Annotated in this window: 19 protein-coding genes and 1 riboswitch; of the genes, 13 read left to right on the top strand and 6 right to left on the bottom strand. The window is 64.8% G+C overall.

Annotated elements, in window-relative coordinates:
* Nucleotides 1-65: 65 nt before the first annotated feature.
* Both JQ632_RS33025 and JQ632_RS33020 read right to left on the bottom strand, forming a co-directional pair.
* Entirely contained in the window at nucleotides 66-605 is a 540-nt protein-coding gene (locus JQ632_RS33025) for a PRC-barrel domain-containing protein (RefSeq protein ID WP_212406836.1), read from the bottom strand.
* Nucleotides 606-862: 257 nt separating this feature from the next.
* Nucleotides 863-1420, bottom strand: coding sequence for a hypothetical protein (locus tag JQ632_RS33020; protein ID WP_212406835.1), 558 nt, complete (start codon nucleotides 1418-1420; stop codon nucleotides 863-865).
* Between the two features lie 180 nt (nucleotides 1421-1600).
* Here JQ632_RS33020 and JQ632_RS33015 point away from each other — a divergent pair, with 180 nt between their 5' ends.
* Both JQ632_RS33015 and JQ632_RS33010 read left to right on the top strand, forming a co-directional pair.
* The gene (locus JQ632_RS33015; RefSeq protein WP_212406834.1) at nucleotides 1601-2341 is read left to right on the top strand and encodes a response regulator; all 741 of its coding nucleotides are present in this window, start codon (nucleotides 1601-1603) and stop codon (nucleotides 2339-2341) included.
* A gap of 1 nt (nucleotide 2342) precedes the next feature.
* Entirely contained in the window at nucleotides 2343-3671 is a 1329-nt protein-coding gene (locus JQ632_RS33010) for an ATP-binding protein (protein WP_212406858.1), read from the top strand.
* 7 nt (nucleotides 3672-3678) lie between these two features.
* Here JQ632_RS33010 and JQ632_RS33005 read toward each other — a convergent pair whose 3' ends face one another.
* Nucleotides 3679-3894, bottom strand: coding sequence for a hypothetical protein (locus tag JQ632_RS33005; RefSeq protein WP_212406833.1), 216 nt, complete (start codon nucleotides 3892-3894; stop codon nucleotides 3679-3681).
* A 237-nt stretch (nucleotides 3895-4131) separates the two neighbouring features.
* Here JQ632_RS33005 and JQ632_RS33000 point away from each other — a divergent pair, with 237 nt between their 5' ends.
* The 7 genes from JQ632_RS33000 (at nucleotide 4132) to JQ632_RS32970 (ending at nucleotide 10095) form a co-directional block, all read left to right on the top strand.
* Entirely contained in the window at nucleotides 4132-4665 is a 534-nt protein-coding gene (locus JQ632_RS33000) for a lytic transglycosylase domain-containing protein (protein ID WP_212406832.1), read from the top strand.
* 125 nt (nucleotides 4666-4790) lie between these two features.
* Nucleotides 4791-4919: riboswitch (TPP riboswitch) on the top strand.
* Complete coding sequence (locus JQ632_RS32995) at nucleotides 4907-5932, top strand: FAD-dependent oxidoreductase (RefSeq protein WP_212406831.1); 1026 nt, start codon at nucleotides 4907-4909, stop codon at nucleotides 5930-5932. (Overlaps the previous riboswitch by 13 nt.)
* Complete coding sequence (thiS, locus tag JQ632_RS32990; protein WP_212406830.1) at nucleotides 5923-6120, top strand: sulfur carrier protein ThiS; 198 nt, start codon at nucleotides 5923-5925, stop codon at nucleotides 6118-6120. Before JQ632_RS32995 ends, thiS begins: the two co-directional genes overlap by 10 nt.
* A gap of 4 nt (nucleotides 6121-6124) precedes the next feature.
* Nucleotides 6125-6907, top strand: coding sequence for a thiazole synthase (locus tag JQ632_RS32985; protein WP_212406829.1), 783 nt, complete (start codon nucleotides 6125-6127; stop codon nucleotides 6905-6907).
* Nucleotides 6894-7520: a thiamine phosphate synthase gene (locus tag JQ632_RS32980; RefSeq protein WP_212406828.1), complete on the top strand. Its 627-nt coding sequence runs from the start codon at nucleotides 6894-6896 to the stop codon at nucleotides 7518-7520. Before JQ632_RS32985 ends, JQ632_RS32980 begins: the two co-directional genes overlap by 14 nt.
* 177 nt (nucleotides 7521-7697) lie before the next feature.
* Nucleotides 7698-9596: a phosphomethylpyrimidine synthase ThiC gene (gene thiC / locus JQ632_RS32975; protein WP_212406827.1), complete on the top strand. Its 1899-nt coding sequence runs from the start codon at nucleotides 7698-7700 to the stop codon at nucleotides 9594-9596.
* Nucleotides 9597-9702: 106 nt separating this feature from the next.
* Nucleotides 9703-10095, top strand: coding sequence for a hypothetical protein (locus JQ632_RS32970; RefSeq protein WP_212406826.1), 393 nt, complete (start codon nucleotides 9703-9705; stop codon nucleotides 10093-10095).
* A 195-nt stretch (nucleotides 10096-10290) separates the two neighbouring features.
* Here JQ632_RS32970 and JQ632_RS32965 read toward each other — a convergent pair whose 3' ends face one another.
* Nucleotides 10291-10890: a phosphohydrolase gene (locus JQ632_RS32965; RefSeq protein ID WP_212406825.1), complete on the bottom strand. Its 600-nt coding sequence runs from the start codon at nucleotides 10888-10890 to the stop codon at nucleotides 10291-10293.
* A gap of 10 nt (nucleotides 10891-10900) precedes the next feature.
* Nucleotides 10901-11125, bottom strand: coding sequence for a DUF6429 family protein (locus JQ632_RS32960; RefSeq protein WP_212406824.1), 225 nt, complete (start codon nucleotides 11123-11125; stop codon nucleotides 10901-10903).
* Between the two features lie 112 nt (nucleotides 11126-11237).
* Here JQ632_RS32960 and JQ632_RS32955 point away from each other — a divergent pair, with 112 nt between their 5' ends.
* From JQ632_RS32955 to JQ632_RS32940, 4 genes are all read left to right on the top strand, one after another.
* A complete protein-coding gene (locus JQ632_RS32955) occupies nucleotides 11238-11744 on the top strand; it encodes a mismatch-specific DNA-glycosylase (protein ID WP_409363524.1) in 507 nt (168 codons plus the stop codon).
* A gap of 325 nt (nucleotides 11745-12069) precedes the next feature.
* Nucleotides 12070-12666, top strand: a complete 597-nt coding sequence (locus tag JQ632_RS32950) for a DUF6647 family protein (protein WP_212406823.1) — start codon at nucleotides 12070-12072, stop codon at nucleotides 12664-12666.
* A 432-nt stretch (nucleotides 12667-13098) separates the two neighbouring features.
* Nucleotides 13099-14631, top strand: a complete 1533-nt coding sequence (locus JQ632_RS32945) for a hypothetical protein (protein ID WP_212406822.1) — start codon at nucleotides 13099-13101, stop codon at nucleotides 14629-14631.
* Nucleotides 14632-14640: 9 nt separating this feature from the next.
* Nucleotides 14641-15096 carry a HEAT repeat domain-containing protein gene (locus tag JQ632_RS32940; RefSeq protein ID WP_212406821.1) on the top strand — a complete coding sequence of 152 codons (456 nt, stop codon included), beginning with the start codon at nucleotides 14641-14643 and terminating at the stop codon, nucleotides 15094-15096.
* A gap of 150 nt (nucleotides 15097-15246) precedes the next feature.
* On the opposite strand, the gene JQ632_RS32935 is transcribed toward JQ632_RS32940, so the two are convergent.
* Complete coding sequence (locus tag JQ632_RS32935; RefSeq protein WP_212406820.1) at nucleotides 15247-15681, bottom strand: hypothetical protein; 435 nt, start codon at nucleotides 15679-15681, stop codon at nucleotides 15247-15249.
* Between the last annotated feature and the right edge of the window lie 291 nt (nucleotides 15682-15972).

The raw sequence follows: 15972 nt of genomic DNA, 5'->3' as shown, positions 1-15972 counted from the left end.
AAAAAGGCACGACAGCGCGCCCGGCGACAAACCGGGCGCGCCTCGCTTAGCCGATCCGAGGTCCGTTAGTCGTACTTGAATTCCGGCATCTTCTTCAGATCGTCCTTGGTCGCGTTGAACACCGCGTGGTCCGGATACCACTTCGACGTGGTGGTCGTTGCGGTGGTCTTCTCGTTCATCGTCGCCGGGCGATCAGGCGCAGCGCCCGTGGTCGTGGTCGACGCCGGGCGGTTCGCCGGGGCGGTGGCCGCGCCGGAATAGGCGACAGCCTCGTTCACGAATTTCAGCTTGTCGAAGGGCACGGCCACCAGATGCTCACCCATGCCGAGGAAGCCGCCGACGCCGATCACCGCAATCTTGATGTCACCGTTCTTGTCCATCAAGAGATCGCTGATCGAACCGACACTCTCGTTGGCGTCGTTGTAGATCTTCAGGCCGACCAGCTTCGACGCACGCCATTCACCCGCGGCCGACGTCGTTGTCGTCGTCACAGTCGTAGAAGCGGCCGGGGCCTTGTCGGTAGCAGCAGGCGGCGTTTGCGCAAACGCAACGGTCGCCAGCAACGCGGAACCGGCAACGCCGGCCGCGATCGATTTCATCAACATGATGTCCTCTCCTTGACGAAAACTCGTACGGAGAAAACCGCCGCGATCACCCACAGTTCCTAAGCTGCGGCAATTTCGTCGCACTGAGTTTTGCATCGTTTGCGCTGCGCGCGCAGTTCCGCGGCGAAGTACGTGAGGCACGACGCATCGCTGCGTGCACAAGCGCACAGTTCCCCGCGAGCTCCACGCCTCCTGGGAGACGCGCGAACCTCGCGAGGAACATGCTGACCTGCGTCGCCTGAGACAGGTCTGCCCGGTCAGGTCTTGTAGTCGACGAGAAGCGCGGAGATTTGCGAGCTGGACGAGTTGGTCGAATTGCCCGACGAACCATAGGACGTCGACGACGACAGCGATTGCTGCAGCGCCTGGAGAAACTGCTGCAGAATCTCCGCCGTGGTGGTGTCGCTGGACGTGCTGCTGGTCGAGTCCGTGGAAGACGTGGAATTCGAGCTGTCGTCCGACGGGGGCGGGCCGCCCGGGCCGCCGGCGCCGCCGGGTCCGTTGGCGAAGGCGGCCTTGAACACGCCCTTCAGCTCTTCGGCCTGGTCGGAGGTCAGCGTACCGTTCGACACTTCGCTCGAAATGAGATCGTCGATCTTCGACTGCATCTCGTCCGGCGACGGGCGCGTGCCGCTCGACTGGTCGCTGGCGCGGCTCTGCTGGAGCGCGGTGTCAATGTCGGTGAGCGCCGTGGACAGCGCCGACTGATCCGACGACGAAATCGTGCCGGCCGAGACCTCCGACTGCAATTCCTGCTGCAGGCGCTGCAGCGGCGACTGGTAGGTGCCGGCGGAGGCCGCCGAAATCGTGCTCATATGGGCTCCGTGGGTTTGCGGGGTTTCGTGAGAGACCAAGCCACGGTATGGTTAACGGACTTAACGAGACCTTGCCGACGCCCTTTCCAGCTGTTGCCGGACGTTGCTCTTGCGGCGCTCAGAAACATACGGAAACAAAAATCTTCGCCGTTTCGCCCGAATCTTCGACAAACAGAGCACATGGCTATTCCCTCGCCCAACATCCTGGTCGTCGAGGACGACCGCGAAACCCGGTCGTTGATTGCGAAATATCTGCGCAACAACGCCTGCAACGTCACCGCCGTCAGCGACGGCCGCGAGATGGCGCGTGCCATGGCCGACCAGCGCGTCGACCTGCTTATCCTCGACGTCATGCTGCCCGGCGAGGACGGCTTGAGCCTGTGCCGCAAGGTGCGCGCGGAAAGCCAGACGCCGATCATCATGCTGACCGCGCGCGGCGAGGACGTCGACCGCATCGTCGGCCTCGAGATGGGCGCGGACGACTATTTGCCAAAACCGTTCAACCCGCGCGAGCTGCTCGCGCGCATCAACGCGGTGCTGCGGCGCCAGCAGGCGGCCAATGCGGCAAGCTCGATCGAAGGCGCGAGCACGCTCGCCTTCGAAGGCTGGCGCATCGACCTGCGCCTGCGCGAATTGCGCAATCCGGACGGCGCGCGCGTCGCGGTGACCAGCGCCGAGTTCGACTTGCTCCGCACCTTCTGCGAGCGGCCGGGCCGCGTGCTGTCGCGCGACAGCCTGCTCGACCTCACGCAGGGCCGCGCCACGGGCTCGTTCGAGCGCTCGATCGACGTGCTGGTGAGCCGCATCCGCCGCAAGATCGAGCCCAACCCGCAGGATCCCACCATCATCAAGACGGTGCGCTCCGGCGGCTACCTGTTCACGCCGAGAACCGAAGCGGTGACGACATCCTTGAGTGGCTGACATGAGGCTGTTCGGGTTCTTCCACCTCAAGGGCATCGGCGGGCAGATCGCCGCCCTCGTCGTGGCGTCGATCGTCGCGCTGCATCTGATCCTCACCTTGAGCTTCCTGATCAGCCGGCCGGATCGCGCCGACCCGCCGCCGGACAGCGCGCACCAGCTGGCGAACGCCGCGCTCCTGCTCGGCAGCGCCGACGCAGGCGAGCGGACGCGGCTGATCGCCGACGTGAGGCGCGCCTTCCAAAACCTCGAGATCGAGGAGCTCGCGCCCGGCGCTGCGCCGGTGATCGAGGAGACCGAGGGCCAGCACCTGCACGGCATCCGCCGGCATCTCGGCCATCAGTACAAGGTCGCAGCACTCGCGCCGAACGGCGAGGTTCATCGCGCCGGCATCACGCTGCCCGACGGCAGCATGATCGCGGGCCGCGTTGATCCGGGCCCGCGCCCGCCGCGATTCTGGGGCGGGCCGTGGATGATGACGCTGCTGTTTGCGCTGATCAGCGTCACGCTCCTGGGCCTGTGGGCGGCCTACGCGCTCGCAAAACCGCTGTCGTCCTTTGCCAGGGCCGCCGAAGGTTTCAGCCTCGACGGCACCGCCGAACCGCTGCCGGAGCGCGGGCCGGAGGAGATCCGCGCGGTCGCGCGCGCGCTCAACCGCATGCAGGAGCGGATCGCGCGGCTGATGTCGGACCGCACCAAGATGCTGGCGGCGATCAGCCACGATTTGCGCACGCCGATCACGCGGCTGCGGCTGCGCGCCGAGTTCATCGAGGACGAGACCAACCGCAAGCGCATGCTGATCGACCTCGACCAGATGCGCACGATGCTGGAATCGGTGCTGTCGCTCTTGCGCAACGACCGCAAGGTCGAGGCCGTGACGCTGGTCGACATCGCGAGCACGCTGCAACTGATCGCCGACCAGTTCGCCGACATGGGCCACACCGTGCATTATGAGGGCCCGGCGCAGGCGACCGCCGCCGCGCGGCCCGACGATCTGCATCGCGGCATCACCAACCTCGTGGAGAACGCGGTGCGTTTCGGCGCCGAGGTGACGATCCGCCTCGACGTCCAGGGCACAAAGCTCACGATCGACGTCGAGGATGACGGGCCCGGCATTTCGGACGCGCGCAAGGGGGAGATGCTGGAGCCGTTCGTGCGCGGCGACGACGCGCGCAACATGGACGACACCGCCGGCTTCGGCCTTGGCCTGTCGATCGCGCGCGCGATCGCGCTCGCCCATGGCGGCGAGCTGTCGCTGCATGACCGCAAGCCCCACGGATTGATCGTGCGCATGCAGCTGCCGGTCTGGCAGCAGCCGCGGCTCGCGGCGTGAGGCTTAATTAAGCTGCGAGCGGCTGGTGCTCGGCGGCGGCGTGATCGAAGATCGCGATCGCCTCGAAGCGATAGCCGCAGGCGTGGCATTTCCAGAGATAGGAGATGCGTCCCACGCCCGGCTCGATCCAGTCGGGATGCGGGATCGGCGTGCCGCATTGTGCGCACGGGTTCTGCTTGGGGATTTCGCCGATGTCTGATCCTGTGAAGTCTGATCTTGTCATGGCACCCTCCCGAGTAGCGGCTTTCTCATAGTCGCTTTTTGCTCCAAGCGCGAATGGACAGACCTGCTGCCGCGAGCGCGCTCGGATCGCTTGCGCGAACTCTACGAGGGCTTTGAGTCGCAAACGCGACGACCGCGCCGCAAAATCGCTGGCGGCGGCGTTTGGCCACATCATCGCCGTCTTCTGGAGGCCTAACGCGGCCGGGTGCAGGTCACTCAGAGATCGAGAGATGTTGTTATGAAAACTTTAGTTGTTGTTGCCGCGCTCGCGGCCGTTGTGGTGTTGCCGCAATCCGCAATCGCCGGCGAAACCGAATATGCCGAAATGGCGGCCGCGCAGGCGCGCGCCAACGGCGTGCCGGAAGCGCTGGTGCACCGCGTCATCATGCGCGAGAGCCGCTATCAGCCGCATCTCGTCGGCCGTGGCGGCACCATCGGGCTGATGCAGATCAAGCTCGCGACCGCCCGCGGCCTCGGCTACACCGGCGATGCCGCCGGCCTGCGCGATCCCGCCACCAACCTCACCTACGGCGTGAAGTATCTCGCCGGCGCCTACCACGCCGCGAACGGCGATCACAACCGTGCCATTCGTTATTATGCGGGCGGCTATTACTACGTTGCAAAGCGCCAGCGTCAGGAGATCGCCCAGCAGGGCGATTTGAACCAGTCCTGGCTCGAGCCCAACGGCAATCCGGTGTCGGCGTTTGGCGCGCCACCGCGGAAAAAGCTGGCGCAGAGGGTGCGGAACGCGCGGGCGCAGGTTCCCCACTAACTGTCATCCCGGGGCGATGCGTCAGCATCGAACCCGGAATCCAAGGATTCCGGGTCTGGCGCTCATGCACCATCCCGGAATGACGGTGAGATGCGTTGACACATCCCGCCACTGGCATACATTAGAGCCGTTCCGAGGGGTGCTCCGAGGAGGAGCTGAGATACCGCTAAATGGGTCAGAAGGCCCAGGACCGCGGTGACCCTTTGAACCTGATCCGGGTCATGCCGGCGAAGGGACAGGGATGTACCAGACGACAAAACGACCGGATTCCGCGATATCCATCATCGGCGCAGGCATTGCAGGCGCCTGGCAGGCGCTTTTGTTCGCTCAGGCCGGCCACGCCGTCACGCTGCACGAGCGCAGCGACGCCGGTATGACGGACGCCACCAGCCACTGGGCCGGCGGCATGCTCGCGCCTTATTGCGAGGCCGAGGTCGCCGAACCCATCATCAGCCGGCTCGGCGAGCGCTCGCTCGACATCTGGCGGCGCGAACTGCCGGATACGCCGTTCAACGGCTCCCTCGTCGTGGCCCATGCCCGCGAGCGCAATGATTTCGAGCGCTTTGCGAGGATGACCGAGGGCCATCAGCGGCTCGATGCGGCCGGCCTCGCGCAGCTCGAGCCGTCGCTGGAGGGCCGCTTCCGCGACGCGCTGTTCTTCCCGGCCGAGGGCCATGTCGAACCGCGCCGCGTGCTGCCAAAGCTGCACGAGCGCATCCGCGCCGCCGGCGGCACCATCAAGTTTGGTAGCGATGTCACCGCAAAGGATCTCGCAGACCTTAATCCCAAAAGCATCGTGATCGACTGCCGTGGCCTGTCCGCGCGCGACGAGCAGCCGGAGCTGCGCGGCGTCAAGGGCGAGATGATCCTGATCGAGACGAGCGAAGTGCAGCTCGCGCGCCCCGTGCGGCTCATCCATCCGCGCTGGCCGCTCTACGTGATCCCGCGCGAGGACAACCTCTTCATGCTCGGCGCGACCTCGATCGAGGCCGAGGACACCGGCGTCAGCGTCCGCTCCGCGCTGGAGCTCTTGGGCGCCGCCTATACGGTGCATCCTGCCTTCGGCGAGGCCCGCATCCTCGAATTCGGCTCGGGCTTGAGGCCCGCCTTCCCCGACAATCTGCCGCGCATCGGCATTCGCGGCAGCAGGATCAGCGTGAACGGGCTCTACCGCCACGGTTTTCTGATCGCACCGGCGCTCGCCGAGCTGACGCTCGCCTATGTCGAGCGCGGCCAGATCGACAATGAGGTGATGCAATGCGCGTGATCGTCAACGGCGAGCAACGCGAGATCAGTGCTTTGAGCGTCGGCGCGCTCTTGAGCGAGCTCGATTACGAGGGCACGCATTTCGCGATCGCCGTCAATTACGACGTGGTGCCGAAAAGCCGCTGGGCCGAGACGACGTTGAAGGCCGGCGACGAAATCGAGATCATCACGCCGCGACAGGGAGGTTGATGCAATGGTGACCTTCTACGGCAAAACCTTCCCCTCGCGCCTGCTGATCGGCAGCGCGCTCTATCCTTCGCCGGCGATCATGCAGGCGGCGATCCGCGCCTCGGGGTCGAGCATCGTCACGGTGTCGCTGCGCCGCGAGGCGGCCGGCGGCAAGACCGGAGACGCGTTCTGGAACCTGATCCGCGAGCTCGACGTCACCGTGCTGCCGAACACCGCCGGCTGCCGCAGCGTGCGCGAGGCGGTAACCACCGCAAAGCTCGCGCGCGAATTGTTCGGCACGTCGTGGATCAAGCTCGAGGTCATCGCCGACAACGACACGCTGCAGCCCGACGTCGTCGGCCTGGTCGAAGCCGCGACCATTTTGATCAAGGACGGCTTTGAGGTCTTCCCCTATTGCACCGAGGACCTCTCGGTCGCGACGCGCCTCGTCGATGCCGGCTGCAAGGTCGTGATGCCCTGGGCCGCGCCGATCGGCAGCGCAAAAGGCATCACCAACCGCGACGCGCTCAAACTGCTGCGCGAGCGCCTGCCCGACATCACGCTCGTGGTCGATGCCGGTCTCGGCGCGCCCTCGCACGCGGCACAGGCGCTGGAGCTCGGCTACGACGCCGTGCTGCTCAACACCGCGATCGCCAAGGCCGCAGATCCCGTCGCCATGGCTAACGCCTTCCGCCTCGGCGTCGAGGCGGGCCGTACCGCTTGCGAGGCCGGGCTGATGGAAGCCCGCGACTTCGCCTCCCCCTCAACCCCTGTCGTTGGGACCCCGTTCTGGCATGCCGTATCCTGATCGCCACGCGTATCCTGATCCGTTCTACGCCGTCGTCGACACCGTCGACTGGGTCGCGCGCCTCGCCAAGCTCGGCGTCGGCACGATCCAGTTGCGCGCGAAAGATTTGAACGACGCCGAAGCACTGCAAATCGTCGCCGACGCGCTCGCCGCCGTCCAGGGCACGCAGGCCAAGGTCGTCGTCAACGACTATTGGCGCGCGGCGATCGTCGCCGGCGCAAAGCACCTGCATCTCGGCCAGGAAGACCTCGTCGACGCCGACCTGAAAGCCATCCGCGAGGCCGGCCTGACGCTTGGCATCTCCACCCATGACGATGCGGAGCTTGAGACTGCACTTGCGGCGAATCCCGATTACGTCGCGCTCGGCCCGATCTTCTTCACCACGCTCAAGTCGATGCGCTTCGCCCCGCAGGGCATTCCAAAGATCACGGAATGGAAGAAGCGCATCGGCAACATTCCGCTGGTCGCGATCGGCGGCATCAAGTTCGAGCACGCCGCGGAGATCTTTGCCGCCGGTGCCGATTCCATCGCGGTGGTCTCCGACGTCACCCAAAACGCCGACCCCGACGCGCGGGTGCGGCAATGGCTCGGCCTCGCCAAGGAGGCCGCGTGATGCAGGTCGTCCCCTCTTCGTCCCGTCACCCTGAGGTGGCCGCTTCTTCAGCGGCCCTCGAAGGGCGACGGCCCGGCTCGTTCACCCTTCGAGGCGCGCCCTGCGGTTCCACCGCACGGCGCGCACCTCAGGATGACGAGAGCAACAGCGCGCATACGAATTAAACGGAGGAATCCCATGAACATCCGCTCCAACCCCGAAAAGACCGTCCCCGCCGTCACGACCGGCCCGCTGGCCTCCTCGCGAAAAATCTTTGCCACGCCCGAGGCTGCGCCTGACCTGCGCGTGCCGCTGCGGGAGATCATCCTCTCGGAGGGCGCGGGCGAACCGAACCTGCCGGTCTACGACACGTCAGGTCCCTACACCGACCCCTCCGTCACCATCGACGTCAATGCCGGCCTTGCGCGCAACCGCAAGGCCTGGGTGCTGGAGCGTGGCGGCGTCGAGGAGTATGACGGCCGCCAGATCAAGCCGGAAGACAATGGCAGCATCTCCGCCGACAACGCGGCGCGCGCCTTCTCCGCCTATCACAAGCCCTTGCGCGGCCTCGACGGCCACAAGATCACGCAGCTCGAATTCGCCCGTGCCGGCATCATCACCAAGGAGATGATCTACGTCGCGGCGCGCGAAAATCTCGGCCGCAAGGAGCAGCTCGAACGCGCGGAAGCAGCCCTTGCCGATGGCGAGAGCTTTGGCGCTTCGGTGCCCGCCTTCATCACCCCGGAGTTCGTCCGCTCCGAGATCGCGCGCGGCCGCGCCATCATTCCGAGCAACATCAATCACAGCGAACTCGAGCCGATGATCATCGGCCGCAACTTCCTCACCAAAATCAATGCCAATATCGGCAACTCCGCGGTGACCTCGTCGGTCGAGGAGGAGGTCGAGAAGATGGTGTGGGCGATCCGCTGGGGCGCCGACACCGTGATGGACCTCTCGACGGGCCGCAACATCCACACCACCCGCGAATGGATTTTGCGCAACTCGCCGGTCCCGATCGGCACCGTGCCGATCTACCAGGCGCTGGAGAAGTGCAACGGCGATCCCGTGAAGCTGACCTGGGAGCTCTACAAGGATACGCTGATCGAGCAGTGCGAGCAGGGCGTCGACTATTTCACCATCCACGCCGGCGTGCGCCTGCCCTACATCCACCTCACCGCCAACCGCGTCACCGGCATCGTCAGCCGCGGCGGCTCGATCATGGCAAAGTGGTGCCTGGCGCATCACAAGGAGAGCTTCCTCTACACGCATTTCGACGAGATCTGCGAGCTCATGCGCAAGTATGACGTCTCGTTCTCGCTCGGCGACGGCCTGCGGCCGGGCTCGATTGCAGATGCCAACGACCGCGCGCAATTCGCCGAACTGGAGACGCTCGGCGAGCTCACAAAAATCGCGTGGGACAAGGGCTGCCAGGTCATGATCGAAGGCCCCGGCCACGTGCCGATGCACAAGATCAAGATCAACATGGACAAGCAACTCAAGGAGTGCGGCGAGGCGCCGTTCTACACGCTTGGACCGCTGACCACAGACATCGCGCCGGGCTATGACCACATCACCTCAGGCATCGGTGCGGCCATGATCGGCTGGTTCGGCTGCGCCATGCTCTGCTACGTGACGCCGAAGGAGCATCTCGGCCTGCCCGACCGCAACGACGTCAAGGTCGGCGTCATCACCTACAAGATCGCCGCCCATGCCAGCGATCTCGCCAAGGGCCACCCGGCCGCCCAGCTCCGCGACGACGCGCTCAGCCGCGCCCGTTTCGACTTCCGCTGGACCGACCAGTTCAACCTCGGCCTCGATCCGGATACCGCCAAGAACTTCCACGACGAGACCCTGCCGAAGGAAGCGCACAAGGTCGCCCATTTCTGCTCGATGTGCGGCCCAAAGTTCTGCTCGATGAAGATCACGCAGGACGTGCGGGATTATGCGGCGACGCTGAACGACCCGAACTCGGTGGGCATGTCGATGCAGGGCACCGTCGAGGACGGCATGGCGAAGATGAGCGCCAAGTTCAAGGAGATGGGCTCAAGCGTGTATCTGGATGCGGAGAAGGTGAAGGAGAGCAATCGGGTGTTGTAACTCTTCGCTCGTCATGCCCGGGCTTGACCCGGGCATCCATCCGAGAACTGAGGGCCGGGCAACGCCCGGCCTTTTTAGTTCCTCAGCAAGCGTAGCCCGGATTAGAATGACCGATAATCTGACCGGCGTCTGGGACGGCACCTTCGTTCAACCGGGCGCGGGAATGGTCACGTTCACGGCGACGCTGATCGAGGCCGGCGGCGCGCTTGGCGGAAGCGTGACCGAGCCTTGCATGATGCGGGAGTGCACGCTGAGCACCCACAACTCATCGATCGCGGGCCATCGGTCCGGAAGCCGGGTCTCGTTCGTCAAGCGTTACGAGCCGCCCGGCTACGGCTATGACACCGTCGTCTATGAGGGCACGGTGAACGCCGACGCGACGGAGATCGACGGCCGCTGGCGTCTGCCGGGCAACTCGGGAACGTTTCTGATGGTCCGCTCCACCAGGACCGCGCAGGCGGTCACGACCGAAGAAGGGATCAAGGAGCCGACGCGCTAGCAGCTCGCAGGGTGGGTTAGCCCCGCGGCTGCGCGACTTGTCCGCCGAAGCTCGAAGGGCGAAGGCGGAAGCGCAGTCCGCTCGGCGTAACCCACCACTTTGGCTTCCGCAATGTCATCCTCGCTTGTGACATGGTGGGTTACGCCTCTCGCCATTGCTTGCGGAACGACCGCATATGGGATCGGCTAACCCACCCTACGCACCTCGCCCCACCGCATCGTGATCGCCAACCCGCTCGGCAAGCGGGGGCGGCGACATCTTAGCCAGCTCGCGCGCGAGGTTGTCACGGGCACGCCGGTCATAGCGCGCAGCGAAGGCGGCATCCGGATAGATGACAGACCGTGCAGCGAACCGCCGAAGCACCCCGGCACGGCCGACGCGATAATCGGCATCGCTGACATGGATGAATTCCTGCCGGATCGCCGCGGCATAGGTGTCGTATCGTGCGGGCTCCGCACCGAGGATGCTGAGGTCGATCGAGATCAGGATCGCGCCAAGGCGATCGTCTGCTTGAACCTCGTGCGTCCTGGTGAGGCGGATCAGCCGGGCCACCTCCGGCCGAAGGTCGGCGCGGACGTGCTGTTCGGCCAATTGCGCGCTCAACTCTTCGTTGTCCGACCGGGTCGGTTCGTAGACGACGTCGTGCCACCAGATGGCTTCCGTCAGGACCTCGCGTTCGACCACCGAAAGACCGTCCACCTGCGCCAGCGCGGCCAGGCAGTCCTCGATATGCGCGAGGTTGTGATAGTGACGGCCGGGCGCCATGTAGGCGGCAGACAATTCTTCGCGGGTCATCGGCGGGCAATCATTCCTCGAACAACTCCTTGAACAGCGTCTTCGCGCGTTCGAGTCCCTCGTCCGTAAACACCACCGACTTTACCTTGCCGACGGGATCATGAATCATGCCCTTGTCATGCAGGCGGCCGAGCACACCCCAGTCAAAGCCCTTCCATGCCCGATCGCCGTCGTGCAGGGTCAGATAGAGCAAGGCCAGCGCCGCGTCGTCAATCTTGTCCTTGTTGATGGCCATCTCGAACCTCTCACGGAGCGATGTTGAGACCATCCTATTCGGCAATATGCAATCTGCAATGGCCCCCTCCAACGCAGCCGATGCAATTTACTTGAACGAGCTCGTTGGTCCCATGAAGATGCCCCACCGCCTCCCGGACCAACTCCGCGAAAACCTCCGCGTCGTCTTCGTCGGCACCGCGGCCAGCACGCGCTCGGCTGCCGTCGGGCACTACTACGCCCATCCCGGCAACCGCTTCTGGCGCGCGCTGTTTGAGGCCGGCATCACGCCGCGGCGCTATCAGCCGGGCGAGTTCGCAGCACTGCTGGAGTTCGGCATCGGCTTCACCGATCTCTCAAAATCCGGCGCCGGGATGGATCACCAGATTGCCAGGCAGTCCTTCGACGTCGCGGGCTTCAGGGCCAAGATCGAAAAGTATCGGCCGAAGACGATTGCGTTCACCAGCAAGAAGGCGGCGAGTTTGTTTTACGGCAAGCCGTCCAGCACGATCGCGTTGGGGCGGCAACCGGCTGACGGGCCGTTTCCTGACGTTTTCGTGCTCGCCTCGCCGTCCGGCGCCGCCTCCGGCCATTGGACGCTGCAGCCATGGCGCGAGCTGGCCGCATGGATCGCTGCGTAGCGTGGGTTAGCCCCGCGGCTGCGCGACTTGTCCGCCGAAGCTCGAAGAGCGAAGGCGGAAGCGCAGCTCACTCGGCGTAACCGATCCCCTTGGCGTCGAAGACGTTCGCTGGACGGGCCGGGTTACGCCTTGCGCCGTGCCGAGCGACACGCGCTTGTGATCGGGCTGACCCACCCTGGCACCGCTACATGCCGGCAAACGGGCTCCACGCTGTGAAAGGGTTCACACCCGACATCGCAAACCAGGTGCTACGATCGCGACAATTTCAGTTGCCGCCATCTGCTCCAAAACATTTCTGTTTCGAACAGCCTCTCAGGAGGATTTCATGTTCAAACAATTTCTTGCCATTGCGGCCATCGCATCTTCCATTTTGCCGACCGGTTATGAGGCGCACTGCCGGGATCTGGAAGCGAAACTCTCTGCTCATCCCACTGCACTTGCGCAACAATCCGATGCAAGGCGACGCGCCGCGGATTCTCTGGACGAAATCGTCGCCTGGCTTTCCCAAAACTTCGATCTGCCCGCGAGCAAGGAGCATCCGACGATCGAGCTCGCGTCAAGCTCACGACTTGCAATGATGCGGGCTACAGATGGAGCCCTTTCGCAAAACCCGGCGGGAAACGATCTGCTCAACGGGCTCAGTCAGCGTCAGGTCGTGGCGCTCTACGACAACAAGTCGAAGACCATCCTGCTCTCTGAAGATTGGACCGGGACCTCGCCGGCGGATCAATCCGTTCTCGTCCACGAAATGGTTCATCACCTGCAAAATCTCGCCGGCCTCAAATTTGAATGTCCCAGAGCGCGTGAGAAGATGGCCTACCTGGCCCAAGCCAAATGGCTGGAACGCTTCGACCTGAGCCTGGAGCACGAATTTGACGTCGACCTGTTCACGGTCGTGATTTCCTCAGCATGCATATACTGATTGAAGTTCATGGCGAAAACTCTGGCAGTCGCCGCGATCGTGCTCGCACTTCTCACGATGGCGCGAAGCCGACCCAGCACCTTTGTCCCGCTGCCCACGAGGCCGATGCCTAGCGCTCTCATTCCATAACAATCATGCATGGCGGCGCCGTCGCGTGCTGAGCGACCTCGCTTGTGATCGGCTAACGCGCCATACGCTCCCTCACCTCTGTCATTGCGAGCTCAGCGAAGCAATCCAGAGTTTCACCGCGGAAGGATTCTGGATTGCTTCGCTACGCTCGCAACGACGGTGTGAACCCAGCCGCCGCCCCCGATGCGACATCACCGCGCGCCGCAAAAAACTCCTCGCCACTGTGAACTGGCTTACTCTTCCTGAGATTGCATTGAGATAGGTTTCCTACCGGAGATTTTCGGCAACGAAAGGGAAGCCATCATGAGCTGGCATTCATGGTTCAACGTATCCGGCGGCGCGGCCGCGCTGAGATCGCCGATCACGGCGATTGCGCGCAATCCCAATCATCTCGATCTCTTCGTCACCGGAACCGACGGCCGCATCTATTCCACCTGGTGGGATGCGGCGAGCGGATGGGCCAACTGGTTCAACGTCTCCGGCGGCATGGCCGCGCTGGGCTCGCCGATCACGGCGGTAGCGCGCAACCCCAATCACCTCGATCTCTTCGTTACCGGAACCGACGGCCGCATCTATTCCACCTGGTGGGATGCGGCGAGCGGATGGGCCAACTGGTTCAACGTGTCAGGCGGCATGGCCGCGCTCGGCTCGAAGATCACGGCGGTGGCACGCAACCCCGACCATCTCGACCTTTTCGTCACCGGCACCGACGGCCGCATCTACTCCACCTGGTGGGACGCCTCCAGCGGCTGGGCCAACTGGTTCAACGTCTCCGGCGGCATGGCCGCGCTGGGATCGCCGATCGAGGCGATCGCACGCAATCCCAACCATCTCGATCTCTTCGTCACCGGAACCGACGGCCGCATCTATTCGACATGGTGGGACGCGAGCGGCGGCTGGGCCAACTGGTTCAACGTCTCCGGCGGCATGGCCGCGCTGAAATCGCCGATCACGGCGGTCGCGCGCAATCCCAACCATCTCGACCTGTTCGTGACAGGCACCGACGGCCGCATCTACTCGACCTGGTGGGACGCGAGCGGCGGCTGGGCCAACTGGTTCAACGTTTCCGGAGGCGCGGCAGCACTCGGCTCGGAGATCACGGCGGTCGCCCGCAACCCCAACCATCTCGACCTGTTCGTCACCGGCACGGACGGCCGCATCTACTCCACATGGTGGGACGCCAGCGGCGGCTGGGCCAACTGGTTCAACGTCTCGGGCGGCCGCGCCGCGCTGAAATCGCCGATCACGCCGATCGCGCGCTTCCCCGATCATCTCGATCTGTTCGTGACCGGCACCGACGGCCGCATCTACTCCACATGGTGGCACCAGTCCGAACAGTTGCGCGTGCATGTGAAGGTGCTGAGCGAGCCGACCACAGTGGCGCGCGCGACCATGATGCAGTCGATGCGCGACGTCTATGCGAGCGTCGGCATCGACGTCGTGATCGCGAGCGAGGAAACGCTCAATCTGCCCACGCTGAACGACCTCGACGTCGGCACCTGCGTGGTGGGCTCGACCACGGCCGAGCAGAACGATCTGTTCGGCCATCGCAACAGTGCGGGCGGAAACGACATCTGCGTCTACTTCGTCCGCTCCACCGTGCCGCCACTGAACGGCTGCGCGGCGCACCCTGCCGGACGTCCAAGCGCGGTCATCACGTCGGTCGCCTCGCCCTGGACCATGGCGCATGAATGCGGCCACGTGCTCGGCCTTCCCCATGTCGACGACCCCAACCGGCTGATGATGGGCGGCGGCACCTGGAACATCACCAATCCGCCGCCGGACCTGATCCAGTCCGAGATCAACACCATGCTCGAAAGCCCGCTCACCGTATAGGAGGCGTCAATGCCCACGCTCGACGAAGTCCGCAAAGAACTCGACAAGGACGAGCTCGACTATCCCGAACTGGCGCTCGCGCTGGGGCCTGCGGTGCTGCCGCATCTGAAGACGCTGGTCGCCGAGGACGAGCCGCGGATCGCGCCGAAGGCGGCGTATCTCGCCGGCATCATCTCGGCCGACGCCTCGCACGAGATCGTGGCGCAGGCCGCGCAAAGCCGGCACGACGTGGTGCGGGTGGCGGCCGCCGCGGCCGCCGCGAAGCTGCCGACACAACAGGCGGCGAAGGTCGCCGGCCAACTGCTCGGCGATGCCGACCCCGGCGTGCGCATCCGCGCGATGAAGGCGGCCGCGACCATCGACGAGCCCTCGCTCGCCGCAAAGGTCAAGACGATGTCGGAGCAGGATCACGATCCCCATGTGCGGGGTCTTGCCGCCAGCACGTATCAGCGCATGCGGCAGTGAGGGTGACGGCTCGAACTTTGTAGGGTGGGTTAGCTTCGCGGCGGCGCGAAGCGCAGACCGCGAGGCGTAACCCACCACTTCCGTCATCGCGGAAATCAAAGAGGTGGGTTACGCTGTCGCTAACCCACCCTACGCATGTACAACGCGGCGTCAGCGCATCGTGATCGCAAGCCCGCTCAAATCCGCGTTCGCCATCAGGCCGACCTGGTGCCCCGTCAGCTCCAGCACCGCACCCTTCTGGTTGGTGAGCACGATGGCGCGGGCGCCGTGGCCGACCGCAAGGCCGGCACCGGCGGCGCCGTAGACGCCGGCGACGTCGGAGGGACGGTTGATGTTGGAGACGCGGCCGCGCAGCACGGTCTTGGAGCCGCCGAACACCAGGCCGTAGTCAAGGCCGCCGGTCGACAGCCCATAGGCGCGGCCGCGGAAGTTGAGCACGCCCGACCCGCCCGAGCCGCCGATGATCCAGCCCGCCTTGTAGATCGTGAGCGTCACAAACCCACTGTCGGCCCGCGCCGCGGTGGAGAGGCCTGCAAGAGCAGCGAGAGCAACGAGCGCGGCGCGAAAGGCGGATGAGATCTTCATGGGAGGGGTCTCCGGGGGGCTTGAGGCGTTGTCCGAATCAGTCGCGCCAAATCTATCCGAGCGATCGCGGCGGCAAAATGTTCCCGCGCGCTCGCACGCGCAGCCGCCTTCCTTCTCCCCTTGTGGGAGAAGGTGGCCGCGGGTCCTAACCGGCTACATGGGTAACAGAATAGACCGACGACATGGGTAACAGGTCAACTGTCGGCAAGGAGGACTTTGCCGATGGGTTGGAAGGAGACCTGTGCCGTGGACGAGCGGATGCGCTTTATGGTGGCGGTTGAGAAGGGCGAG

This window comes from Bradyrhizobium liaoningense (genome assembly GCF_018130955.1).
Taxonomy (GTDB): Bacteria; Pseudomonadota; Alphaproteobacteria; order Rhizobiales; family Xanthobacteraceae; genus Bradyrhizobium; species Bradyrhizobium liaoningense_C.
The sequence above is the reverse complement of the archived record's forward strand: the minus strand, read 5'-3'. Positions and strand labels throughout refer to the sequence as shown.